The organism is Massilia sp. BKSP1R2A-1 (assembly GCF_050586525.1).
Taxonomy (GTDB): domain Bacteria; phylum Pseudomonadota; class Gammaproteobacteria; order Burkholderiales; family Burkholderiaceae_D; genus Telluria.
Genome location: NZ_JBOBRE010000017.1, coordinates 26,481 through 48,569, shown reverse-complemented (window position 1 = coordinate 48,569; position 22,089 = coordinate 26,481). Strand labels below are relative to the sequence as shown.

At 67.2% G+C, this 22,089-nt stretch carries 24 protein-coding genes; 16 read left to right on the top strand and 8 right to left on the bottom strand.

Annotated features, from left to right (window positions below):
* The first annotated feature begins 72 nt into the window (after window positions 1-72).
* Together ACQ7JA_RS21935 and ACQ7JA_RS21930 are read left to right on the top strand one after the other, a co-directional pair.
* A complete protein-coding gene (locus tag ACQ7JA_RS21935) occupies window positions 73-1,149 on the top strand; it encodes a sensor histidine kinase (RefSeq protein ID WP_430901705.1) in 1,077 nt (358 codons plus the stop codon).
* Window positions 1,146-1,886: a LytR/AlgR family response regulator transcription factor gene (locus tag ACQ7JA_RS21930; protein WP_430901703.1), complete on the top strand. Its 741-nt coding sequence runs from the start codon at window positions 1,146-1,148 to the stop codon at window positions 1,884-1,886. Before ACQ7JA_RS21935 ends, ACQ7JA_RS21930 begins: the two co-directional genes overlap by 4 nt.
* On the opposite strand, the gene ACQ7JA_RS21925 is transcribed toward ACQ7JA_RS21930, so the two are convergent.
* Window positions 1,883-2,335, bottom strand: a complete 453-nt coding sequence (locus ACQ7JA_RS21925; protein ID WP_430901701.1) for an ester cyclase — start codon at window positions 2,333-2,335, stop codon at window positions 1,883-1,885. The two genes, ACQ7JA_RS21930 and ACQ7JA_RS21925, sit on opposite strands and share 4 nt — an antisense overlap.
* A gap of 76 nt (window positions 2,336-2,411) precedes the next feature.
* Here ACQ7JA_RS21925 and soxR point away from each other — a divergent pair, with 76 nt between their 5' ends.
* The 10 genes from soxR to ACQ7JA_RS21875 all read left to right on the top strand — a co-directional run bounded on the left by soxR (window position 2,412) and on the right by ACQ7JA_RS21875 (window position 11,542).
* The gene (gene soxR / locus ACQ7JA_RS21920) at window positions 2,412-2,864 is read left to right on the top strand and encodes a redox-sensitive transcriptional activator SoxR (RefSeq protein ID WP_430901699.1); all 453 of its coding nucleotides are present in this window, start codon (window positions 2,412-2,414) and stop codon (window positions 2,862-2,864) included.
* 30 nt (window positions 2,865-2,894) lie between these two features.
* Entirely contained in the window at window positions 2,895-3,554 is a 660-nt protein-coding gene (locus tag ACQ7JA_RS21915) for a glutathione S-transferase family protein (protein WP_430901697.1), read from the top strand.
* Window positions 3,555-3,633: 79 nt separating this feature from the next.
* The gene (locus ACQ7JA_RS21910) at window positions 3,634-4,251 is read left to right on the top strand and encodes a thermostable hemolysin (RefSeq protein WP_430901695.1); all 618 of its coding nucleotides are present in this window, start codon (window positions 3,634-3,636) and stop codon (window positions 4,249-4,251) included.
* Window positions 4,235-5,722: an AMP-binding protein gene (locus ACQ7JA_RS21905; protein WP_430901693.1), complete on the top strand. Its 1,488-nt coding sequence runs from the start codon at window positions 4,235-4,237 to the stop codon at window positions 5,720-5,722. The genes ACQ7JA_RS21910 and ACQ7JA_RS21905 overlap by 17 nt, the downstream gene beginning before the upstream one ends.
* Entirely contained in the window at window positions 5,719-6,393 is a 675-nt protein-coding gene (locus tag ACQ7JA_RS21900) for a TenA family transcriptional regulator (RefSeq protein WP_430901691.1), read from the top strand. Before ACQ7JA_RS21905 ends, ACQ7JA_RS21900 begins: the two co-directional genes overlap by 4 nt.
* Window positions 6,393-7,184 (top strand): SDR family oxidoreductase, encoded by a 792-nt coding sequence (locus tag ACQ7JA_RS21895; RefSeq protein WP_430901689.1) that lies wholly within the window; start codon window positions 6,393-6,395, stop codon window positions 7,182-7,184. Before ACQ7JA_RS21900 ends, ACQ7JA_RS21895 begins: the two co-directional genes overlap by 1 nt.
* Before the next feature lie 23 nt (window positions 7,185-7,207).
* Window positions 7,208-7,852, top strand: coding sequence for a hypothetical protein (locus tag ACQ7JA_RS21890; protein WP_430901687.1), 645 nt, complete (start codon window positions 7,208-7,210; stop codon window positions 7,850-7,852).
* Window positions 7,853-7,873: 21 nt separating this feature from the next.
* On the top strand, window positions 7,874-8,539 hold the full coding sequence (locus ACQ7JA_RS21885) for a response regulator (RefSeq protein ID WP_430901685.1): 666 nt from the start codon (window positions 7,874-7,876) through the stop codon (window positions 8,537-8,539).
* Complete coding sequence (locus ACQ7JA_RS21880; protein WP_430901683.1) at window positions 8,536-9,921, top strand: sensor histidine kinase; 1,386 nt, start codon at window positions 8,536-8,538, stop codon at window positions 9,919-9,921. Before ACQ7JA_RS21885 ends, ACQ7JA_RS21880 begins: the two co-directional genes overlap by 4 nt.
* 160 nt (window positions 9,922-10,081) lie before the next feature.
* Window positions 10,082-11,542, top strand: coding sequence for a sodium:solute symporter family protein (locus ACQ7JA_RS21875; protein WP_430901681.1), 1,461 nt, complete (start codon window positions 10,082-10,084; stop codon window positions 11,540-11,542).
* 34 nt (window positions 11,543-11,576) lie between these two features.
* Here the strand turns inward: ACQ7JA_RS21875 and ACQ7JA_RS21870 are convergent, their stop codons facing one another.
* The 3 genes from ACQ7JA_RS21870 to ACQ7JA_RS21860 form a co-directional block, all read right to left on the bottom strand.
* Window positions 11,577-13,016: an aspartate aminotransferase family protein gene (locus tag ACQ7JA_RS21870; RefSeq protein WP_430901679.1), complete on the bottom strand. Its 1,440-nt coding sequence runs from the start codon at window positions 13,014-13,016 to the stop codon at window positions 11,577-11,579.
* Window positions 13,017-13,046: 30 nt separating this feature from the next.
* Window positions 13,047-14,417 (bottom strand): glutamine synthetase family protein, encoded by a 1,371-nt coding sequence (locus ACQ7JA_RS21865; RefSeq protein ID WP_430901677.1) that lies wholly within the window; start codon window positions 14,415-14,417, stop codon window positions 13,047-13,049.
* A gap of 139 nt (window positions 14,418-14,556) precedes the next feature.
* The gene (locus ACQ7JA_RS21860; protein WP_430901675.1) at window positions 14,557-15,351 is read right to left on the bottom strand and encodes a gamma-glutamyl-gamma-aminobutyrate hydrolase family protein; all 795 of its coding nucleotides are present in this window, start codon (window positions 15,349-15,351) and stop codon (window positions 14,557-14,559) included.
* Between the two features lie 438 nt (window positions 15,352-15,789).
* On the opposite strand from ACQ7JA_RS21860, the gene ACQ7JA_RS21855 reads away from it, so the two are divergent.
* The gene (locus tag ACQ7JA_RS21855; protein WP_430901673.1) at window positions 15,790-16,344 is read left to right on the top strand and encodes a PEP-CTERM sorting domain-containing protein; all 555 of its coding nucleotides are present in this window, start codon (window positions 15,790-15,792) and stop codon (window positions 16,342-16,344) included.
* Window positions 16,345-16,459: 115 nt separating this feature from the next.
* Window positions 16,460-17,101: a beta/gamma crystallin-related protein gene (locus ACQ7JA_RS21850; RefSeq protein ID WP_430901671.1), complete on the top strand. Its 642-nt coding sequence runs from the start codon at window positions 16,460-16,462 to the stop codon at window positions 17,099-17,101.
* An 18-nt stretch (window positions 17,102-17,119) separates the two neighbouring features.
* Here ACQ7JA_RS21850 and ACQ7JA_RS21845 read toward each other — a convergent pair whose 3' ends face one another.
* Entirely contained in the window at window positions 17,120-17,329 is a 210-nt protein-coding gene (locus tag ACQ7JA_RS21845; RefSeq protein ID WP_430901669.1) for a hypothetical protein, read from the bottom strand.
* Window positions 17,330-17,437: 108 nt separating this feature from the next.
* Between ACQ7JA_RS21845 and ACQ7JA_RS21840 the strand changes: the two genes are divergently transcribed.
* Together ACQ7JA_RS21840 and ACQ7JA_RS21835 are read left to right on the top strand one after the other, a co-directional pair.
* Window positions 17,438-18,892, top strand: a complete 1,455-nt coding sequence (locus ACQ7JA_RS21840; RefSeq protein ID WP_430901667.1) for an NAD-dependent succinate-semialdehyde dehydrogenase — start codon at window positions 17,438-17,440, stop codon at window positions 18,890-18,892.
* A 133-nt stretch (window positions 18,893-19,025) separates the two neighbouring features.
* Entirely contained in the window at window positions 19,026-19,691 is a 666-nt protein-coding gene (locus ACQ7JA_RS21835; protein WP_430901665.1) for a hypothetical protein, read from the top strand.
* Window positions 19,692-19,694: 3 nt separating this feature from the next.
* On the opposite strand, the gene ACQ7JA_RS21830 is transcribed toward ACQ7JA_RS21835, so the two are convergent.
* The 3 genes from ACQ7JA_RS21830 to dnaJ form a co-directional block, all read right to left on the bottom strand.
* On the bottom strand, window positions 19,695-20,135 hold the full coding sequence (locus ACQ7JA_RS21830) for a nucleotide pyrophosphohydrolase (protein ID WP_430901663.1): 441 nt from the start codon (window positions 20,133-20,135) through the stop codon (window positions 19,695-19,697).
* A complete protein-coding gene (gene can, locus ACQ7JA_RS21825) occupies window positions 20,113-20,808 on the bottom strand; it encodes a carbonate dehydratase (RefSeq protein ID WP_430901661.1) in 696 nt (231 codons plus the stop codon). The genes ACQ7JA_RS21830 and can overlap by 23 nt, the downstream gene beginning before the upstream one ends.
* Window positions 20,809-20,911: 103 nt before the next feature.
* Entirely contained in the window at window positions 20,912-22,039 is a 1,128-nt protein-coding gene (dnaJ, locus tag ACQ7JA_RS21820; protein WP_430901659.1) for a molecular chaperone DnaJ, read from the bottom strand.
* Window positions 22,040-22,089 lie beyond the last annotated feature (50 nt).

The following is a 22,089-nucleotide window of genomic DNA, read 5'->3' as shown; positions in this document are numbered from 1 at the left end:
ATCCGGATACCGGATCCCGCAGTTCGCGTCATGGCGTCCCCTTCCCGCGCGCCCACGGGCGACAATCCGCGCATGAATACATCGCCCCTGGACAAACCCCGCCACAGCCTGATGTGGCGGATCTACATCGCCGTCTGGCTGGCCTACGCCGTCTTCCTGGCCGTTGCCGACCAGCTCGACAACGTCGCCGACGGCCGCTTCGATGCCGGCCGCTTCGCGCTGACGATCGTCAGCCTGCTGCCTTCCGCCCTGCTGCTGGCGCTGGCCTGGCCCCTGACCGGCTGGCTCGAAGGGCGGGCCTGGCGCCTGCCCAGGATCCTCGCCATCCACACCGCCGCGGCGCTTGCCTTCGCCATCGTTGCGCAGGGGCCGTTCTGGACCATCTTCAAGGCCGGCAAGCCGCTCAGCTGGTACATCTGGCCGCTGCTCTACCATGCCATGACCTACCTGCTCGCCGCCGGCATCTTCCACCTGATCCGCGCCGGCGACCGCGCGCACCGGCAGGCCCTGGCGATGAAGGAGGCGCAGAACCTCGTGATCGCCGCCGAACTGAGCGCCCTGCGCAACAAGCTCAATCCCCACTTCCTGTTCAATACCCTGCACTCGATCATCGCCCTCACCCAGCGCAACCCGGCCGCCGCCGAGACGGCGCTCTTCCACTTTTCCGACATGCTGCGCTACGTGCTCGATACCGAGCGCAACGGCAGCGACCGCGTGACCCTCGATGCCGAGCTCGATTTCGTGCGCGACTACCTGGAGCTGGAACAGCTGCGCCTGGGCGCGCGCCTGTGCGTCGAATGGGACCTCGACGAGGATGCGGGCGACCATCCGCTGCCGGCGCTGTCGCTGCAGCCGCTGGTGGAGAACAGCATCAAGCACGCCTTCAATCCGCACAGCCGGCCGGGCGTCCTGCGCATCGGTACCCGCCGCGACGCCGACGGCGTGCTCACCATGACGGTGCGCGACAGCGGTCCCGGCGCCGACCCGGCGGCGATCGCGGCCTCGCCCGGCCTCGGCCTGCGCACCATCGAGCGGCGCCTGCAGCTGGACTACGGCAGCCGCGCCGCCCTGCGCGTGGAGAGCGCCGCAGGGACTGGTTTCTGCGTGTCCGTCACCATCCCTGCCATCCGCGAGGAGCTCGCCGCATGAACATGAAGACCGTTTTCTTCGCCGAGGACGAACCGCTGGCGCGCGACGTGCTGCGCGACGCCATCTATGCCCATCCCGGCCTGCGCCTGGTGGGCGAAGCGGCGGACGGCGCCAGCGCCCTGGCCCACATCACGCGCCTGCGTCCCGACGTCGTGTTCATGGACATCCAGATGCCCGAGATGACGGGCCTGGAGGTACTGCGCCGGCTCGACTACCTGCCGCAAATCGTCTTCACCACGGCATACGACCAGTACGCGGTCACGGCCTTCGAACTGCACGCGGTGGACTACCTGCTGAAACCCTTCACCCGGGCGCGTTTCGCGGCGGCGGTGGCGCGGCTGCTCGAAGGTCCTGTCCATGCGCGCGACACCCTCGATAGCGCCCTGACGCATGCCTCGGCTGCGCCGGCACGCCTGGAGCGCATCCTGGTGCGCGACCGCGGCCGCATCTTCCCGCTGGCCACCAGCGAGATCGAGTACATGAAGGCGGATTCGAAGTACACGGTGATCGTGGCGCGCGGCCAGACCTTCCTGGTCCGCATCGGCATCTCGGAACTCGAGGCCCAGCTCGATCCGGCGCGCTTCGTGCGCATCCATCGCTCGACCCTGGTGAACCTCGACTTCGTCGAATCGATGCGCGCGGACGAGCAGTCGCAGCTGCAGATCCACATGCGCGACGGCACGGTGCTGGGCGCGAACCGGGACGCGTCGAAGATCCTGCGCGACATGGCGATCTAGATCGGCCGGTCGGCCCGGCTGTCCGCAAAGGAGCGCGGCACCGCCCCGATCTGCTGCAGCACGCCCAGGCGGTCCGCCTGCAGCCAGGCGCGCACGATCCGGCCGTCGCGGATCTGGTAGATGACATTGCCTTCCTGGCGCACGTCGCTGCTGCTGGGCGGCAGGCCGACGAACCAGCCGGCGTGGTTGGCGCGGAAGGTCCAGCGCAGCGCCACCCGGTCGCCCTCCCCGAACAGGTCATGGATCTGGAAACGCACACCGGGAAAACCGGTCAGCACCGCCTCGATGGTGGCGCGGAATTCGCGCGGACCGTGCTCGCCGCGCGGGCCGATGAAATCCGGCGCCACCAGGGTCTCGATGCGGTCCAGGTCGCGGATGTTGATGCATTCCTCGTACAGGGTGCGAACCAGCTGCTTGTTGAATTCAACGGTGCTCAGGCCACTATTCACGACTTCCTCCAGGTGCTTGCATTAAGGTGGAGACGAGTGTAGAACCTCAACTTAACTTGAGGTCAAGGGGAAAATCATGGCGAAGATCGATCCAGCCGATATCAAGCGCCCGCTCACGGTGGGCGAGGTGGCGCAGCGCAGCGGCGTGGCCGTCTCGGCCCTGCACTTCTACGAGTCCAAGGGCCTGATCCGCAGCGTGAGAAGCAGCGGCGGGCAGCGCCGCTACGGCCGCGACGTGCTGCGCCGCGTGGCGGTGATCAAGGTGGCCCAGCGCATCGGCATCTCGCTGGCCGCGATCAGCGCCGCCCTGGCTTCGCTCCCGGACGAACGCACGCCCACCGCCGAGGACTGGGCCCGCATGTCGCGCCTGTGGCGTGCGGAACTCGACGAGCGCATCGTCCAGCTTACCCGCCTGCGCAATGAGCTCGATGGCTGCATCGGCTGCGGCTGCCTGTCGATCAAGGCCTGCCGGCTGCGCAATCCCCTCGATGAATTGTCCGACCAGGGGAGCGGGCCGCAGCTGTTGTAGACTTGGCGGATCCGCAAGCCAGGAGCCGCCATGTCCCTTGTCGTCTACGGTCACCCCTTCTCTTCCTATACCCAGAAGCTGCTCGTCGCGCTGTACGAGAACGCCACGCTCTTCGAGTTCCGCTGCCTCGGTCCGGACACGCCGGACTACGTGGCCGAATGGCTGAAGCACTGGCCGCTCGCGAAGTTCCCGATGCTGGCGGATGGCGAGCGCCGCCTGGTCGAAACCAGCATCATCATCGAGTACCTGGCAATGGCCCATCCCGGCAAGGTAGACCTGCTCCCAAGCGACTCGATGGCCGCGCTCGAGGTGCGCTTCCTCGACCGCTTCTTCGACCTGCACGTGATGGCGCCGATGCAGGCGGCGGTGGCGGGCGCCCTGACGGGCGATGCGGCCAAGCGCGAGGAAGGGCTGGCGCAGTCCGCGCAGCTGCTCGAACGCGCCTACGGTTGGCTCGAAGGCCACCTGGCGGGCAAGACCTGGGCGGCGGGCGAGGACTTCACGCTCGCCGACTGCGCGGCGGCGCCCTCGCTGTTCTACGCGGACTGGGTGCACCGGATCTCGAGCCAGTATTCGCGCCTGGCCGCCTACCGCGCGCGCCTGCTGGCCCGGCCGTCCTTCGCCCGGGCGGTGGAAGAAGCGCGGCCCTACCGCCATCTGTTCCCGCTGGGAGCGCCCGAGCGGGACTAAACGTACACATCCGCGTTTAATCTGCGATTAATCTTGCTTGCATAGGCTTCTTCCAACGCAACAAATCTGGAAGAAGCGTATGTTACCCCTCCTGGCCGACCCGTATTTCCCGCCCGCTTCGGCAGCGCGCACGGTGCGCACCGAGTATCGGATCGACACCGTCCCGCGCGGCGACAAGCGGCGCGCCGGTCTCGAAGCTTTCATCGCCGCCACCTTCCTCGCGACCTACGGCGCCGAGCTGCACCACTTCAGCGACACCCTGATCGGGGTGCGCGGCGCGAGCGGCGAGTGGATCGCCGCGCTCGGCTATACCCTGGCGGCCGGCGGACCGACCTTTCTCGAGCAGTACCTCGACGCCCCGCTGGAACAGGAAATCGCCGCACGCACCGGCAAGGCGGTGGAGCGCGCCAGCATCGTCGAAGTCGGCAACCTGGCCGCCGCCCATGCCGGCGCGGCGCGCGCCCTGATCGTGCGCACCACGCACCTGCTGCACAGCCTCGGCCTGCGCTGGGTGGCCTTCACCGCCACGCCCAGCCTGCTGAATTCCTTCAGCCGCCTGCGCCTCCAGCCCCAGCTGCTGGCGCCCGCGGACCCGGCGCGCCTGCCCGACGGCGGGCGCCACTGGGGCAGTTACTACAACACCCACCCACACGTCATGTTTGGCGACATCTCCTATGGCCATGAGCAGCTTTCCTGAACAAACCTTCGACCGCTTTCCTGCCGGCCGCCCCCTGCTGTCCGACGGTGTCCATGCGCTCGGCCGCGACGCCGTCGAGGAGCGCATCGCGCGGCTGCGCACCGCGCTCGCGCTGCGCGTACTGCCGGGGGCGCCGGTCGCCATCCTGGCCGACAACAGCCCCGAGTGGCTGGCGATCGACCTGGCGACCCAGCGCGCCGGCCTGACCGTGGTTCCCCTGCCGCTGTTCTTCACCCCGGCGCAGTGGCAGCACGTGATCCAGTCCAGCGGTGTGCAGGCCCTGTTCTGCGCCGACGCCGCCCAGGGCGCCGCCCTCGGCTTCACCGAGCCGATCGACTGCGGCGGCCCGCTGCTGCTGTGCCAGCGCCCCGCTGCCCGGTCCACGTCGTATCCGGCCGAGCTGGAAGGCGTGCAGAAGGTCACCTTTACCTCCGGCACCACCGCGGCGCCCAAGGGCGTCTGCCTCGACAGCGCGCAGCAATGGGAAGTCGCGCACGCCCTCCACCAGGGCCTGGGCGCGCTGGGCATCGAGCGCCACCTGTGCCTGCTGCCTTTCGCCGTGCTGCTCGAGAATATCGCCGGCCCCTATACCGCCCTGCTGAGCGGCGCCACCACGATCTGCCCGCCGCTGGCCGAGGTCGGCCTGAGCGGGGCCAGCGGTTTCGATCCGCAGCGCTGCCTGGACGCGATCGCGCGCTACCAGGCCAACAGCGTGATCCTGCTGCCCCAGATGCTGGCGGCGCTGGTGGCCGCGGCGGCGCCGGGCGACCCGCGCCTGGCCAGCCTGCGTTTCGTTGCCGTCGGCGGCGCACGCACCCCGGCGCGCATCCTGGCGGCCGCGCGCGCACGCGGGATTCCCGTGTTCGAGGGCTACGGCCTGTCCGAGTGCTGCTCGGTGGTGGCGCTCAACCTGCCGGGCGCCCTGCGCGAAGGCAGCGTCGGCCGTCCGCTGGCGCACCGCGCCGTGCGCATCGCCGGCGACGGCGAGATCGAGGTGCGCTGCGGCGCCGCTCATTACCTGGGCCAGCCGCGCAGCGAGGGCGAATGGCTGGCCACGGGCGACCTCGGCCGCCTCGACGCGGACGGTTACCTGCATATCGACGGCCGCAAGAAGGACATCCTGATCACCGGCTATGGCCGCAACGTCTCGCCCGAGTGGCCGGAGTCGGCGCTGCTCGGCACCGGCCTGGTGGCCCAGGCGCTGGTGGTGGGCGAGGGCCAGCCCTGGCTCGGCGCCCTGCTGGTGCCGGCCCGGGCAGACATCACTCCGGCGCAGCTGCAGGAAGCCGTCGACCTGGCCAACCGCGAGCTGCCGGATTACGCGCAGGTGCGGCGCTGGGCCCCGGCCGCACCCTTCACTCCCGCCAACGGCCTGGCCACCGCCAACGGCCGCCCGCGCCGCCCGCTGATACAGCAGCAGTACGCGGACCGCATCGCCACCCTTTTCGACCAGACGGAGCACGCATCGTGAACTTTTTCGACCAGCTCAAGGCAGACACCGAGCAGGAACGGCAGCAGCTGTTTTCCATTCCCATCATCCAGGACGCCCTGCAGGGGAATGTCACCACGCCCCAGTACATTGCCTTCCTCAGCCAGGCCTACCACCACGTCAAGCATACGGTGCCCCTGATGATGGCCTGCGGCAGCCGCCTGGAGGAGCGCCACGAATGGCTGCGGCAGTCGATCGCCGAGTACATCGAGGAAGAGATCGGCCACCAGGAATGGATCCTCAACGATATCGCGGCCTGCGGCGGCGACGCCGAGGCGGTACGCCGCTCGCGCCCGCATCCCAGCACGGAGCTGATGGTGGCCTATGCCTACCACCAGGTCGACCGCCACAACCCGGTGTCCTTCTTCGGCATGGTGCACGTGCTCGAGGGGACCAGCACCGCGCTGGCCACCCACGCTGCCGACACCATGCGCGGCGCCCTCGGCCTGCCGCCGGAAGCCTTCAGCTACCTCAGCTCGCACGGCAGCCTGGACCTCGAACACGTGGTCTTCTTCGAGAACCTGGTCAACCGGCTGGACGACACGCGCGACCGCGACGCCGTGGTGCACATGGCGCGCATGATGTACGGCCTGTACGGCGACGTGTTCCGCAGCCTGCCCCGCGGCGCGGCCCTGTTCGGGGATGCCGCCTGATGGCCGCGCCACGACAACGCTACCGCGCCGTCATCACCGGGGCCTCCGGCGGCATCGGGGCGGCCATCGCGCGTGCGCTCGCGCCCCGTGCGGATGCGCTGGTGCTGGTCGGGCGCCGCGCCGGGCCGCTCGAAACGCTTGCCGCCGGCCTCGGCATCCCGGTGCGGATCGTGTGCGGCGACATGCTCGACGAAGGCACCATGGTGGCGATCGAAGCGGCGGCGCGCGAAATCGGCGGCATCGACCTGCTTGTCAACAATGCCGGCGTCAGCGACTTCCACGCCTTCGAGACCCAGTCGCCGCAGCAGATCCGCACCATGCTCGACACCAACCTGCTGGCGCCGATGCTGCTGACACGCCGCCTGATCCCGCTGCTGAAGGAAGCGCCGACGGCGCAGATCGTCAACGTCGGCTCGGTGTTCGGCATGCTCGGCTTTCCCGGCTTCGCCGCCTACGGCGCCAGCAAGGCCGGCCTGGCCGGATTCTCTCAGGCGCTGCGGCGCGAGCTGTCCGACACGCGGGTCTCGGTGCGCCACTTCGCGCCGCGCGCCACCCGCACGCCGATCAACAGCGCCGCGGTGGACGCCATGAACCGCGAGCTGCGCACCGCCGAGGACACGCCGGAAGCGGTCGCCGCCGCATTCCTGGACTTCCTGGGCGGGAGCGCCTGGCAACGCACCCTCGGCGGCCAGGAGCGCTTCTTCGTGCTCGTTAACAAACTGCTGCCCGGCCTGCCGGACGGCGCCATCCGCAAGCAGCTGGCGGTGATCCGCAAGCATCTACCCAAATGAATCCAGTGTCACAGGAGACCATCATGACCATCTTCACCCGCTTCCTCGCCGCCGTCCTCGCCGCGGCCGCGCTGTCGGCCGCCGCCGCCGTCCCCGACGACGTCGCGCGCCTGCAGGGCGCCTGGGAACAGATCAAGTACCAGACCCCGCCCGCCCAGCAGGAAGCACAGTTCGAACGCCTCACCGAGCAGGCGCGGCAGCTGGCCGCGCAACATCCGAACAGCGCCGACGTGCTGACCTGGTACGCCATCATCGAATCGACCTATGCCGGCGCCAAGGGAGGCCTGGGCGCGCTTTCGCACGTGAAGAACGCGAAGAAGAACCTGGAGCAGGCGCTGGCGATCGACCCGAACGCCCTGCAGGGTTCCGCCTACACCAGCCTCGGCTCGTTGTATTATCAGGTGCCTGGCTGGCCGATCGGCTTCGGCGACGACAAGAAGGCGCTCGAGAACCTGAAACGCGGCCTGGCGATCAACCCGGACGGCATCGACCCGAATTTCTTCTATGGCGACTACCTGCTGCGCAAGAATGACCTCGACGGCGCCGAGCGCGCCCTGCGCAAGGCCCTGCAGGCGCCGGCGCGCCCGGGCCGCAAGCTGGCCGACGAAGGCCGCCGCGGCGAGATCGGCAAGCTGCTGGAACAGATCGCGGCCAAGCGCGGCAAATAAGCGGGAAAGAGAGGAAACGCGTTGAGGATCCTGCTGGTCGAAGACGATGAACTGCTGAGCAGCGGCCTGCAGCTGGCGCTGCGCCGCGCCCAGTACACGGTCGAGCACGTGGCGACTGGGGAAGACGCCCTGTCGGCGCTGGCGCACAACGATTTCGAGCTGATGGTGCTCGACCTCGGCCTGCCGGGCATGGATGGCATCGCGGTATTGAAGGCGCTGCGCGCGGCCGGCAATCCGGTGCCGGTGCTGATCCTGTCGGCGCGCGACGCCACCCGCGACCGCATCGCCGGCCTCGACCTGGGCGCCGACGACTACCTGATCAAGCCCTTCGAGCTGGATGAACTGCTGGCCCGCCTGCGGGTGCTGGCGCGGCGACGCAACGGACGCCAGGTCAACGAACTGCAGCTCGGCCCCCTGGTCCTGAACCTGGACAGCCTGAGCGTCAGCTGGCACGGCGAACCGGTCGAACTGCACCGGCTGGAATTCATGCTGCTCAAGCAGATGGCGGAAAATCCGCAGCGCGTGTTCAACCGCGCCCAGCTCGAGGAGTCGCTGTATGGCTGGGGCGAGGGCAGCGAAAGCAACACCATCGACGTGTATGTGCATCACCTGCGGCGCAAGCTCGCTCCCGGCGTGGTGAAGACCGTGCGCGGCGTCGGCTACCGCATCGGCGATCTGGCCGCATGAGCCCGCGCCTGTACTCGGGGCGCCGCCGCCTGGTGCTGGCCAGCCTGGGCGGCATCCTGCTGATTTTCGCCGGCATCGGCTTCGGCGCGCACAGCGTGGCGCGCCACGAATCGATCGAACTGTTCAGCGCGCGCCTGGCCACCTCGGCGCGCGTGCTCGAAGGCCTGGTGGCGCACCAGCTGGACTCGGCCACGGTCAGCAGCCCGATCGTGATTACCCTGCCGCGCGAGCTGGAAGCCAGCACCAGCGATGCGCCCGAAGTCTTCGGCCACCGCTACGAGACCAAGATCGCCTTCCAGGTCTGGCGCGACGGACGCCTGCTGGTGAAATCGGCCTCGGCGCCGATGAACGCGCTGGCGGCCCTTCAGCCCGGCTTTTCCGAGCACGATATCGGCGGCGTCACCTGGGAGGTGTTCGTGCTGCGCTCGGGGGACGTGTGGATCATGACCGCCGAGAAGGAGGAGGTGCGCGACGAGCTCTCGGAAGGCATCGGCATGTCGATCCTGGCGCCGCTGGCGCTGGGCGGCCTGTGCCTGCTGGCGCTCATCAACTTCCTGATCCTGCGCAGCCTCAGGCCCCTGTCGAAACTGGCCGACCTGATTGCCGCGCGCAAGCCCGAATCGCTCGATCCCATCGTGCTGCCGGTCGCGCCGGTCGAACTGATGCCCATCGTGACCGAACTGAATGAACTGATGGACCGCACCCGCGCCGCCATGGAGCGCGAGCAGCGCTTCCTCGACGCCGCCGCGCACGAGATCCGCACCCCGATCGCGGCCGTCCAGCTGCATCTCGAGAATGCCCAGCGCGCTGGCGACGATGCCCAACGCTGCAAGTCGATCGAGTCGGCGCTGGCCGGCGCGCGCCGCACCAGCCGGCTGGCCGAGCAGCTATTGACCTTCAGCCGCCTCAGCTCCGGCGGCGACACCGCGCCGCCGGAAGTCTTGTCGCTACTGGAAGTCTGCTACGACGTGATCGGGACCAGCGAGCCCCTGCTGGACAGGCGCGGGCAAAGCATCGGCCTCGAGGCGCTCGAGGACTGCCGGGTGCGCGGCGATGCGCTCCAGTTGCGGCGCATGCTGCAGAACCTGATCGACAACGCCTCGCTCCACGGCGCCGCGCACGGCGACATCCAGGTGACGCTGGCGAGCCAGGGCGGGCGCGCCGTGCTGACCGTGTCGAACGACGGCGTCCCGATCCCGGCAGAGCACGTGGCGCGCCTGTTCACGCCGTATTACCGCTTGCAGGGAACGAACCGGGAAGGCTTCGGCCTGGGCCTGGCCATCGTCAAGGAAATCGTGGACCAGCATGGCGGAACCATCGTGATCCGGCCGAAGGCGGATGGCCAGGGCACGGTGGTGGAGGTCGGGCTGGGGCTGGTCTGAGGGGCTCGCGGCGCGTCCGCAGGCAGGCGCCCCCACGTCCCTTTCCCTTCAAGCAACAACTTGTGCTAAAACCGCGCACAGGTGATCCGGCGGCAGGAATCTGCCTTTATAATCGCGGATTTTCCGCCCGATAATTTTCCTCCCCCGGAGCCGCCACCGCATGAACACCACTCTGATCGTTTTCGTCGCGCTTTACCTGCTCGGCACGCTGGGACTCGGGATGTGGGCGGGCACGCGGATCAAGAACACCAGCGACTTCGCCGTGGCCGGCCGCAGCCTGCCGCTGATCATGGTGATCACCACGACCTTTGCCACCTGGTTCGGCGCCGAGACCGTGATGGGCGTGCCGGCCAAGTTCGTGCAGGGCGGCCTGAATGCGATCATCGAAGACCCCTTCGGCGCCGGCATGTGCCTGATCCTGGTGGGCCTGTTCTTCGCGTCCAAACTGTACAAACTCAATCTGCTGACCATCGGCGACTACTACCGCCAGCGCTACGGCAAGGGCATCGAGGTGTTCTGCTCGGTGGCCATCATCCTCAGCTACCTGGGCTGGGTGGCGGCGCAGATCACGGCCCTGGGCCTGGTGTTCACGGTGCTGACGGGTGGCGCGATGGCGCCGGCCACCGGCATGGTCATCGGCACCCTGGCGGTGCTGATCTACGTGGTCGTGGGCGGCTTCCTGGCCGTGGCGATCACCGACTTCATCCAGATGATCGTGCTGGTGGTCGGCATGACCATCATCGCCTTCTTCGCCGCGGACCTCGCCGGCGGCCCGGACAAGGTGCTGGCCATGGCCCAGCAGGCCGACCTGTGGCGCGTGCTGCCGGAGCCGAGCTTCACCGACATCGCCTTCTTCGTCGGCGCGGCCATCACCATGATGTTCGGATCGATCCCGCAGCAGGACGTATTCCAGCGCGTGATGTCGGCCAAGGACGCCCCGACCGCGCGCACCGGCGCCGTGATCGGCGGCGCCGGCTACATCCTGTTCGCCTTCGTGCCGATGTTCATCGTCGCCGCGGCCGTGGTGGTGATGGGCGATTCGGCGATGGACATCGCCAAGAACGACTACCAGCGCCTGCTGCCGACCTTCATCATGACCAAGATGCCCTTGGTCATGCAGATCCTGTTCTTCGGCGCCCTGCTCTCGGCCATCAAGAGCACCTCCTCGGCCACCCTGCTGGCGCCGTCGACCAGCTTCGTGGAGAACATCCTGAAGAACCTGAGGCCTGGCATGAGCGACAAGCAGCAGCTGTTCGCGATGCGCATCACCATCGTGATCTTCGCCGCCCTGGTGCTGATGTACGCGATCGCGATGGAAGGCACTTCGATCTACGAGCTGGTGTCGAGCGCCTACCAGGTCACGCTCGTGGGCGCCTTCGTGCCGCTGGTGATGGGCCTGTACTGGAAGCGCGCGACCACGCAGGGCGCGATCCTGTCGATCGGCGCGGGCATCCTGGTGTGGCTGCTGTTCTTCCCGCAGATCACCAGCTGGGGCGAGGCCTTCCCGGGCCAGCTGGCCGGCCTGCTGGCGGCCTTCGCCGGCATGTTCGTGGGTTCGCTGGCGCCGCAGGTGCTGAAGAACCGCAGCGAACCGGCGAAGCACATCGTCGCCAGCGCCTGAAACGGCGCTGTGGCCGGCGCCCCGGCCACCGCCCTCACATCCACCCGCGCGCGACCAGCTCCTCCAGCGTCAGGTCCAGGCAGTAGCCGATCCGCTCCACCATCTCGTCGATCTGCGCCACGCTGATCGACAGGGGCGGCGCCACGATCATGCGGTCGCCGACCGCGCGCATGATCACCCCGTTGTCGAACATGTGCTTCCGGCACAGCATCCCCACCGCGTGGGTCGCGGGGAAGGCTTCGCAGTCGTGCGCCGTCTGCCCCTTGCGCCGCACCAGGTTCAGCCCCGCGGCGAGGCCGCAGGTTTCGGCATGCCCCACCAGCGGATGCGCGGTGAGCGAAGCGAAGCGCGCCTTCAGGTGCGGCCCGGTCTCCAGCGCCACCCGTTCCACCAGGCGCTCTGCCTGCAGGATGCGAATGTTTTCCAGCGCCGCCGCGCAGGCGGCCGGGTGGCCGGAATAGGTGAAGCCGTGGTTGAAGTCGCCGCCCTTCTCGATGAGGGTGTGCGCCACCCGAGAGCCGACCAGCACGCCGCCCAGCGGCACGTAGCCCGAGGTGACGCCCTTGGCGAACGCGATCAGGTCCGGCTCGAAGCCCATCAGCTGGCAGCCGAACCAGGTGCCCAGGCGGCCGAAGCCGCAGATCACCTCGTCCGACACCAGCAGGATGTCGTACTTGTCGCAGATGCGCTGGATCTCGGGCCAGTAGGTGGCGGGCGGGATGATGACGCCGCCCGCGCCCTGCACCGGCTCGCCGATGAAGGCCGCGACCCGGTCCGGACCGGCCTCGAGGATCTTCTGTTCCAGCCAGCCGGCCGCATGCAGGCCGAATTCGGCCTCGCTCATGCCGCGGCCCTCCTCGGCATAATTCGGCTGGCCGATGTGGACGATGCCGGGAATCGGCAGCCCGCCCTGCGCGTGCATGCCGGCCATGCCGCCCAGCGAGGCCCCGGCCATGGTACTGCCGTGGTAGGCGTTGCGGCGGCTGATGATGACGTCGCGTCCGGGCTTGCCGGCCAGCTGCCAGTAGCGCCGCACCATGCGGACGATGGTGTCGTTGGCTTCCGAGCCGCTGCCGGTGAAGAAGACATGCTGGAACTGCGGTGGCGACAGTTGCGCCAGCAGCGCCGCCAGCTTCACGGCCGGCACATTGGTGGTGTTGAAGAAGCTGTTGTAGAAGGGCAGCTGCAGCAGCTGCGCATGGACGGCGTCGGCAATGCTGGCGCGGCCGTAGCCGGCGTTCACGCACCACAGGCCGGCCATGCCGTCGATGATTTTCTTGCCGTCCGAGTCCCAGAGGTAGACGTCTTCGGCGCGCACGATCACGCGCGCGCCGCGTTCCCTCAGCGCGGCGTGGTCGGTGAAGGGGTGCAGGTAGTGCGCGCTATCGAGCTGCTGCAGGGCCTGCGTGTCATAGGCATCTTGCACCTCGGGCGCAGTCACGCGCAGCGAGGCCACAGGGGTATTGGTGGTCATGATTGGCTCCCATTTTTTCTCTGGACCCAATCACACGTGGAGAAGCAGGTGTTCCCGCTCCCACGGACTGATGACGCGCATGAACTCCTGGTGCTCGAGGTCCTTCACCGCAGAGTAGACGTCGATGAAACGCTCGCCCAGGACATCGCGCAAGCGGTCTTCGCGCCGCAGCAGGGTGATGGCCTCGGACAGGCCCTGGGGCAGTTCGACCGGCATGTCGTAGGCGCTGGTTTCGACCATGGCGCTCGGCTCGACGGCTTCCGTCATGCCGAGGTAGCCGCAGGCCAGCGTGACCGCCAGCGCCAGGTAGGGATTGGCGTCGGCGCCGATCACGCGGTTCTCGACGCGGCGGTCCTGGGCGCCCGACACCGGCACGCGGAAGCCCACGGTGCGGTTGTCCTGGCCCCACTGCAGGTTGATCGGCGCGGCCGAGTGGCGCACGATGCGGCGGTAGGAATTCACATAGGGCGCGATGATGGCCATCGCCGAGGGCATGTAGCGCTGCAGGCCGCCGATGTAGTGGCGGAAGGTGGGCGAGGCCGTGCCGTCCGGGTTGCTGAAGATGTTCTTGCCGGTTTCAAGCGAGACCACGCTCTGGTGCACGTGCATCGCCGAACCGGGTTCGTCGGCCATGGGCTTGGCCATGAAGGTGGCGTACATCTCGTGCTTCAGCGCCGCTTCGCGCAGGGTGCGCTTGAAGTAGAAGACCTTGTCGGCCAGGCCCAGCGGATCGCCGTGCAGGAAGTTGATCTCCATCTGGCCGGCGCCGATCTCGTGGATGAGGGTGTCGACGTCGAGATTCATCATCTCGCAGTAGTCGTAGATGTCCTCGAACAGCGGGTCGAACTCGTTGACGGCGTCGATGCTGTAGACCTGGCGGCTGGTCTCCGCACGGCCGCTGCGGCCCACGGGCGAGGACAGCGGCAGGTTGGGGTCGATGTTCTTGGCCGTCAGGTAGAACTCGAGCTCGGGCGCCACCACCGGCTTCCAGCCTTTTTTGGCATACAGCCCCAGCACGCGGCGCAGCACGCTGCGCGGGGCGAAGTCGACCAGCTCGCCGTTGGCGAAATAGCAGTCGTGGATGACTTGCGCCGTGGGGTCGACGGCCCAGGGCACCATGGTGATGGTGGTGGGGTCGGCCTTCAGGATCATGTCGCGGTCGGTGGCCGCGATGGCGCGGTTATAGGAATCGTCGCGCTCCGGGGTGTTGCCGGTCACGGTCATGCCCAGCACCACTTCGGGGATGCGCATGCCGCGGTCTTCGGTGAACTTGATGCGGGGGAGGATCTTGCCACGTGCCACGCCGGTCAGGTCGGGGACCAGGCATTCGATTTCGGTGACCCGTTTTGCGTTGAGCCACTCCTCCATGTCGGTGTAAGAAAAATTGTCGCGGATTGCCATGATTGCCTCTCTTCTAGCTGTTGCGGATACCTCGCGCATGCGCCGGCATCGGCCGGGTGCGCTGCTCACATCAGGCAGGGAAGCTAGGGAACGGCGCTGGTAGCCCATAACAGGCCGGCCATCCGGTTGGCAAACACAGTCATGCGGAACTCCGTAACTGCTCGCGCAGCTGGTCGAGCTGCTGCGCCCGTTTCTGCGCCTGGCGTTCGCGGCAGGCATCGCCGAAGGCGCCGAACATCTTCATCGAGTAGGGGTTGTGCTGGATGCGCCACTCGGGGTGCCACTGCACCGCCAGCGTGAAGCCGGGCGCGGTGGACACCGAAAAAGCCTCGACCAGGCCATCCTCCGCTACTGCTTCGACGCTCAAGCCGGGTGCGAGTTCGTTCACGCCCTGGCCGTGCAGCGAGTTCACGGGGATCTCGGGCTGGCCCAGCATGCGCTCCAGGCAGCCGCCGGGCGTGAGGGTGACGTTGTGGGCGTCGCCGTACTGCTCGTCCATGCCGAGTTCGGGATTCTCGCGGTGGTCGAACTTGCCGGCCACGGTTTGCACCGCCTGGTGCAGGCTGCCGCCCAGGGCCACGTTCATTTCCTGGAAGCCGCGGCAGATCGCGATGATCGGGATGCCGCGTTTCACAGCCTCGCGGATCAGGGGCAGCGTGGTCTGGTCGCGCGCCGGGTCCTGGGGCAGGCTGGGGTCGAGAACTTCCTCGGAGTAGTAGCTGGGGTGCACATTCGACGCCGAGCCGGTCAGCATGATGCCGTCGCACAGCTGCAGCATGGTTTCCAGGTCGAGCGAAGCACCCAGGGAGGGCAGGATCATGGGCGCACAATCGGCGCCGAGGACGACGGCGTCGACATACTTGTGCTGGGCAGCGTGATAAGGATGTTCGCCGAAATCACGCGTGCACGCGGGGACGATGACGATGGGACGCATGTCTCTACCTTGTCGTGAAGCGCACGAAACCATGATACGAGCATTCTGGTTCGGACGCGAGTGGCCATTGATTAAGATCAACAGTGCCGTGTGGACGTGGCGCGGCAGGGGCGCTTGCCTGCTGATCTGCCAGGGAACAAAGGTTCCATAACAAAAGCTTAACGGTATCTCGACAAGCATGCCAACACGGCTGGCATGAGTGCTCGATGAAATTTCCTTTCAGAAATCAGCATCCAGTGAAATATTATTTCGCGGCAAGTAGAGCGGTGTGGCTCTTCCTTTGGTCCATGTCGTGAAAATTGACAGCGTGCCGGCGGCTTCGCCTTCCCAACGCGGCAACTCCTTGAATTCATGGGCCAAGCCGGGGCGGGCATACAGCTTGCTTGAAGGGTCAGCAACTTCCCGCCATTGAGGAAGACCGATAACGAGGGAGCATCCATGAAAGCACTCAAACACATGCTGGGCGCGGCCGCCCTGGCCTTCGGCATCTGCGGCAGCGCATCCGCCGAAATCATTACCAACACGGTCGACCCGCTGATCGACTTCAACATCAACTCCTACTTCTCGATCGGCTACCTGCATGACCTGCGTCCCGACGGCCTGCCGGGCCCGGTCATCAACTCGGCCTCGCTGTCGATCTACCTGTACGACATCACCGACCTGGCGCGCGCCCATGGCGAGACGGTAACCTTCCGCTTCGACGGCGCCGTGGCCGGCACCACCTCGAACGTGACGCTGTGGGGCCAGGACTATACCTTCGCGCTCGACACCTCGATGCTGGATGACGGCATGCTGTGGGTCTCGCTGAACGTCGGCTGCGACCGCTTCCGTTTCGGGTTCTGCACCTCGCCCCAGGACGTGATGTTCGCCCGCTCGGTTCTCACCGCCGACATCACGCGCGCAGGCGACGTGCCGGAGCCGGCCACCCTGTTCAGCCTCGGCGCCGGCCTGCTCTGCCTGGCAGCCGCACGCCGCCGCCCCACAGCAGGCTGAACGGGCCCGTAGCAATCTGTTACAGCTGTGCAGTACACCGTCTCCAGGGGCATTGCGTTATGGGAGTAAAGCCGGGCGCGCATCGCGCCCGCGCGCCGTACCTCTTGGAGAAACCATGAAACCCCTGCTTGCCGCCCTCGCCTTGCTGGCATCGTTCAACCACGCCGCCGCCGGCGAGATCACGCTGTTCACGGATGCGGACTACCGCGGCCGTCCGCTGACGCTGCGCGAACCGGTCCTGAACCTGGACAGGATCGGGTTCAACGACCGCGCGTCCTCGGCCGTCGTCCGTTCGGGCACGTGGGAGATCTGCGAGCACAAGGATTTCGGCGGCCGCTGCATCGTGCTGGGACCGGGCGAATACCGGATGTTCGACGGCTTCAACGACCAGGCCTCATCGGTGCGCGAACTGGAGCGCGGACGCGGCCACGACGGATACCGCGACCGCGACCGGCGCGATGACGATGGCGGCTGGGGCCGGCGCGGGCCCAGGGACGATGACCGGCGCGGTCCGCCGGTCGAGCTGTTCGCCGATCGCCGTTTCAGCGGCGAGGGCATCATGCTGGGAAGCGATGTGAACTCCCTGCGTTCCCGCAATTTCAACGACCGCGCCGGCTCGCTGATCGTCCGCGAAGGCGAATGGCAGGTCTGCGAGCATGACGACTACCGCGGACGCTGTGTCGTCTACGGACCGGGCCGCCACTCGCTCCCGCGCGGCCTGGACGGCATGGTGTCGTCGGTGCGAAGGGTGCGCTGATAGCGGCCCTGCGGCGCCTTACTTCTTCAGCTGCGGCTTCAGCGCGGCCAGCGCCGCCGCCAGGACGGTGTCGCCCCCACCGCGCAGGTCGGCCACCGCCGGCGCCGCCTTGATGTCCGGCTGGATGCCGTGGCCGACCCAGGCGCGGCCGTCGGAGAAGGTATCGGCGTTCCTGGATGGGAGCGATTCTACGAAGCGTCGCCTGCGCTTGGCAGCGTTATGCGACATTCGGCACAAGACGCGTAACAGACCGTTTGCTTGTCCAGACCGTCCGCCGGTATATTGCAAAAAGTTCTACCATGCCTACTCCCGAACGCAGCCATGGAGGGCATTGTCATGCCGAAGCTGAACGACCCGGGCCTGCTGCGCCAGCAGGCCTATCTCGGCGGCGAATGGGCCGACGCCATCGACGCCTCGACCATCACCGTCACCAACCCCGCCACCGGCGAAACGCTGGGCACCGTGCCGCACATGGGCGCTCTCGAAACGCGCCGCGCGATCGAAGCGGCAAACCAGGCCTGGCCGGAATGGCGCCGCAAGACCGCCAAGGAACGCGCCGCCGTCCTGCGCCGCTGGTACGAGCTGATGATGGAACACGCCGACGACCTGGCGCTCCTGATGACGCTCGAACAGGGCAAGCCGCTGGCCGAGTCCAGGGGTGAAGTCGGCTACGCCGCGTCCTTCTTCGAATGGTTCGCCGAACAGGGCAAGCGCGTCGAGGGCGACATCCTGGAGCCGCCCTCCCCCGGCCTGCGCATCCTCGTCACCAAGGAGCCGATCGGCGTGTGCGCCGCGATCACGCCCTGGAACTTCCCGGCCGCGATGATCACCCGCAAGGTCGCGCCCGCGCTGGCGGCCGGCTGCCCCATCGTGCTGAAACCCGCCGAGCTGACACCCTTCTCGGCCCTGGCGATGGCGGAACTGGGAGAACGCGCCGGCGTGCCGAAAGGCGTGTTCTCGGTAGTGACGGGCGACTCCAAAGCCATCGGCGGTGAGCTGTGCGCCAACCCCATCGTGCGCAAGCTGAGCTTCACGGGTTCCACCCAGGTCGGCCGCCTGCTGATGGAGCAGTGCGCGCCCACGCTGAAAAAACTGTCGCTGGAACTGGGCGGCAATGCGCCCTTCATCGTCTTCGACGACGCCGACATCGACGCCGCGGTCGAAGGTGCGATCGCCTCGAAATACCGCAATATGGGCCAGACCTGCGTGTGCGCGAACCGCATCTACGTGCAGGACGGGGTCTACGACGCCTTCGCGGAAAAGCTCGCCGCCGCCGTGGGCAAGCTCAAGGTCGGCAACGGCGTCGAGCCGGGCGTGAACCAGGGCCCGCTGATCGAAGAGAAGGCAGTGGAGAAGGTCGAGCAGCACATCGAGGACGCCGTGTCCAAGGGCGCCCGCGTGCTGGTCGGCGGCAAGCGCCATGCGCTCGGCCACACCTTCTTCGAGCCGACCATCCTGCTGGACGTCACGCCCGCGATGCGCCTGTCGAACGAGGAGACCTTCGGCCCGGTGGCGCCGCTCTTTCGCTTCAAAACGGAAGAGCAAGTCATCGAGCTGGCCAACGCCAGCGAATACGGCCTCGCCTCCTACTTCTACGCGCGCGACATCGGGCGCGTGTGGCGCGTGGCGGAGCAAATCGAGAGCGGGATCGTCGGCGTGAACACCGGCCTGATCTCGAACGAGGTCGCGCCCTTCGGCGGCGTGAAGCAGTCGGGCATGGGGCGCGAAGGCTCGAAGTACGGCATGGACGATTACCTCGTCCTCAAGTACATCTGCCTGGGCGGCATGTAGGGTCCAATTCCCCGAAACGCCGCATCCATTCCGCGATTCGGCGCACTGGTCGCAACAGGCCTGTGCGCCGCTTCGCCTGCTTCCTACAATCCGTCCCATTCGAACCGCAACCGCCATCCACGAAAGGGACACCATGAAAAAGCTCGGCCTCCTCCTCCCCCTGGTCCTCCTCACCGCCTGCGGCAGCACCAACAGCTACCTGGCGCAGAAGAACACCACCGTCGAGATGTACCACATCTTCGATTTCAAGACCGGCGCGTCCACGGCCACACTTGCCCGCGCCGCGACCGAAGGCCTGGGCCGCAACACCAACAGCGTCAACGCGAACACCCCGCTGCAGCTGGGCGCCGTGGTGCCGGAGACCCCTGGCCGCTTCACCATCACCGACCTCGGCGCGAAGCTCGGCAATACCGGCATGGGCCAGCTGATGCAGATGGCGGCGATGCAGAACGGCGGGGCCGGGATCAAGATGGCCAATTGCGAAGGCGCGGCCTGGACCGCGCGCGCGGTGCGCCACATCGCGGGCTCGAACAACCTGACCCTGTACGCCTGCCTGTACAAGTACAAGGCCGGCTACCAGCTGGACACCTATGCGGTGTTCCAGAAAACCGAAGGGGGGCTCGAGCAGGTCTCGCGCGACCTCGCCAACCGCCTGGTCGGCACGCCCGAGGAATGGGTCAACAAGACGATCCGCGACATGGTGCGCAGCATCGAGACGGCGGCGCAGGCCAGGTCCAGCTACGTCGAAGGCATGCCGGAACTGGGGCCGGAACCGGCCATCGCCAAGCTGGGCTCCTGATCCTCAGGCTTCGCCGCGGTCCTTGTACTCGTCGCTTTTGTACTCGTCGCTTTTATACTCGTCGCTTTTATACTCGTCGCTTTTATACTCGTAGTACTTGCGCGCGTCGCCGCGCACCTGCTCGGCCGGGTACTTGGCCCGGTTGAGCACCATCTTCGCTTCCACCGCCGCGAACAGGTCGACGTCCAGCTTGTCGGCCAGGCGCACGAGATAGACCAGCACGTCGGCCATCTCGTGGCGCACCTCGACCAGCTTGGCCTCGCCCAGTTCCTCAAGACGGCCGTCCTTCAGCCACTGGAAGTGCTCCAGCAGCTCGGCCGCCTCCACGCTCAGGGCCGAGGCCAGGTTCTTCGGCGTGTGGAACTGGTCCCAGTCGCGCTCGTCCACAAAGGTGCGGACGATGGCCCGCAGGCGCGCGAGATCACTGTCCGCGTCGCTCTTCACGCACCTGGTCCCCGTCGAGGTAGCCGCTCAGGACGCGGTCCAGCTTGGGCCCGATCTCTTCGAACGAGCTGACCGTGATGCCGAGGTCGCGCAGCAGGCCATCGTGCACGCCGTAGACCCAGCTGTGGATGGTCAGCGGCTGGCCGCGTTCCCAGGCGTCGCGCACGATGGTGGTCTGGGCCACGTTGATGACCTGCTCGGCCACGTTCAGTTCGACCAGGCGGTTGACGGCGGCGCGGCCGGCGACGTTGCCGAGGTATTTGCCGTGCTTGTCGCGCACGTCGCGCACGTGCCCGAGCCAGTTGTCGGCCAGGCCCACGCGCGCGCCGGTCAGCGCCGCGCCCACGCCCGAGCAGCCGTAGTGGCCGCACAGGATGATGTGCTTGACCTTCAGGACGTCGATCGCGAACTGCAGCACGGAGAGCGCGTTCAGGTCGGAGTGCGCGATCACGTTGGCGATGTTCCGGTGCACGAACAGCTCGCCCGGCGCCATGCCCAGCAGCTCGTTGGCCGGCACGCGGCTGTCCGAGCAGCCGATCCACAGGTATTCCGGCGCCTGCTGTTCCGACAGCGCCTTGAAGAAGTTCGGGTCCTCGGCCACCATCGAGGCGGCCCATTTGCGGTTGCGTGCGAAGAGGTCTTCGGCGGTCACGCCCGTTGTCTTGTTGTCCAATTTTTCTCCCTGTGTGATGCGTACTGAATAGGCAAGAGTATACCAGCCGGACGAAAAAAAACCGCCGAGGGCGTTGGCCGTCAGCGGTTTCTCGAGCGGCTTCTTATTCGAAGAAGTCCTTGACCTTGTCCATCCAGCCCTTGCTCTGCGGGCTGTGCTTGCCGCCGCCTTCATTGGTAGAACGGTCGAACTCGCGCAGCAGGTCCTTCTGCTTGTCGGTCAGCTTGACCGGGGTCTCGACGATCACGTGGCAGAACAGGTCGCCGGTGTAGCCCGAGCGCACGCCCTTGATGCCCTTGCCCTTGAGGCGGAAGGTCTTGCCGGTCTGGGTGCCTTCGGGCACCGTGAACGAGACCTTGCCGGTCAGCGTGGGCACTTCGATCTCGCCGCCGAGTGCGGCTTTCGCGAAGGAGATCGGCATCTCGCAGTGCAAGTCGTCGCCTTCGCGCTGGAAGACGGCGTGCGGCTTGATGTGGATCTCGACGTAGAGGTCGCCCGACGGCCCGCCATTCGTGCCCGGCTCGCCGTTGCCGGTCGAGCGGATGCGCATGCCGTTGTCGATGCCGGCCGGGATCTTCACTTCCAGCGTCTTGTTGCGCTTGATGCGTCCGGCGCCGCCGCAGGCCGCGCACGGTTCCGGGATGATCTTGCCGCTGCCGTGGCACTTCGGGCAGGTCTGCTGGATGCTGAAGAAGCCCTGCTGCATGCGCACCTGGCCGTGGCCAGCGCAGGTGGTGCAGGTGACCGGCTGGGTGCCGGGCTTGGCGCCGCTGCCGTGGCAGGTGTCGCACTTGTCCCAGCTCGGCACGCGGATGGTGGTCTCGTAGCCGTGGGCCGCCTGTTCCAGGGTGATCTCGAGGTTGTAGCGCAGGTCGGCGCCGCGGTAGACCTGGGGTCCGCCGCCGCCGCGGCCGCGGCCGCCGCCGAAGATGTCGCCGAAGATGTCGCCGAAGGCGTCGCCGAAACCGCCGGCGCCGAAACCGCCTCCGCCGCCGCCCATGTTCGGGTCCACGCCGGCATGACCGTAGCGGTCATAGGCCTCGCGTTTCTCCGGATTGGTCAGCATCTCGTAGGCTTCCTTGACCTCCTTGAACTTCTCCTCCGCTTCCTTGTTGTCGGGATTGCGGTCGGGGTGGTACTTCATCGCAAGCTTGCGATAGGCCTTCTTGATGTCGTCTTCCGACGCGTTCTTGGCGACCCCGAGGATCTCGTAAAAATCACGCTTTGCCATTGGCGGCACCTTGCCTGTCTAAAAACGGTAATACGGTATGCAAAAAAACC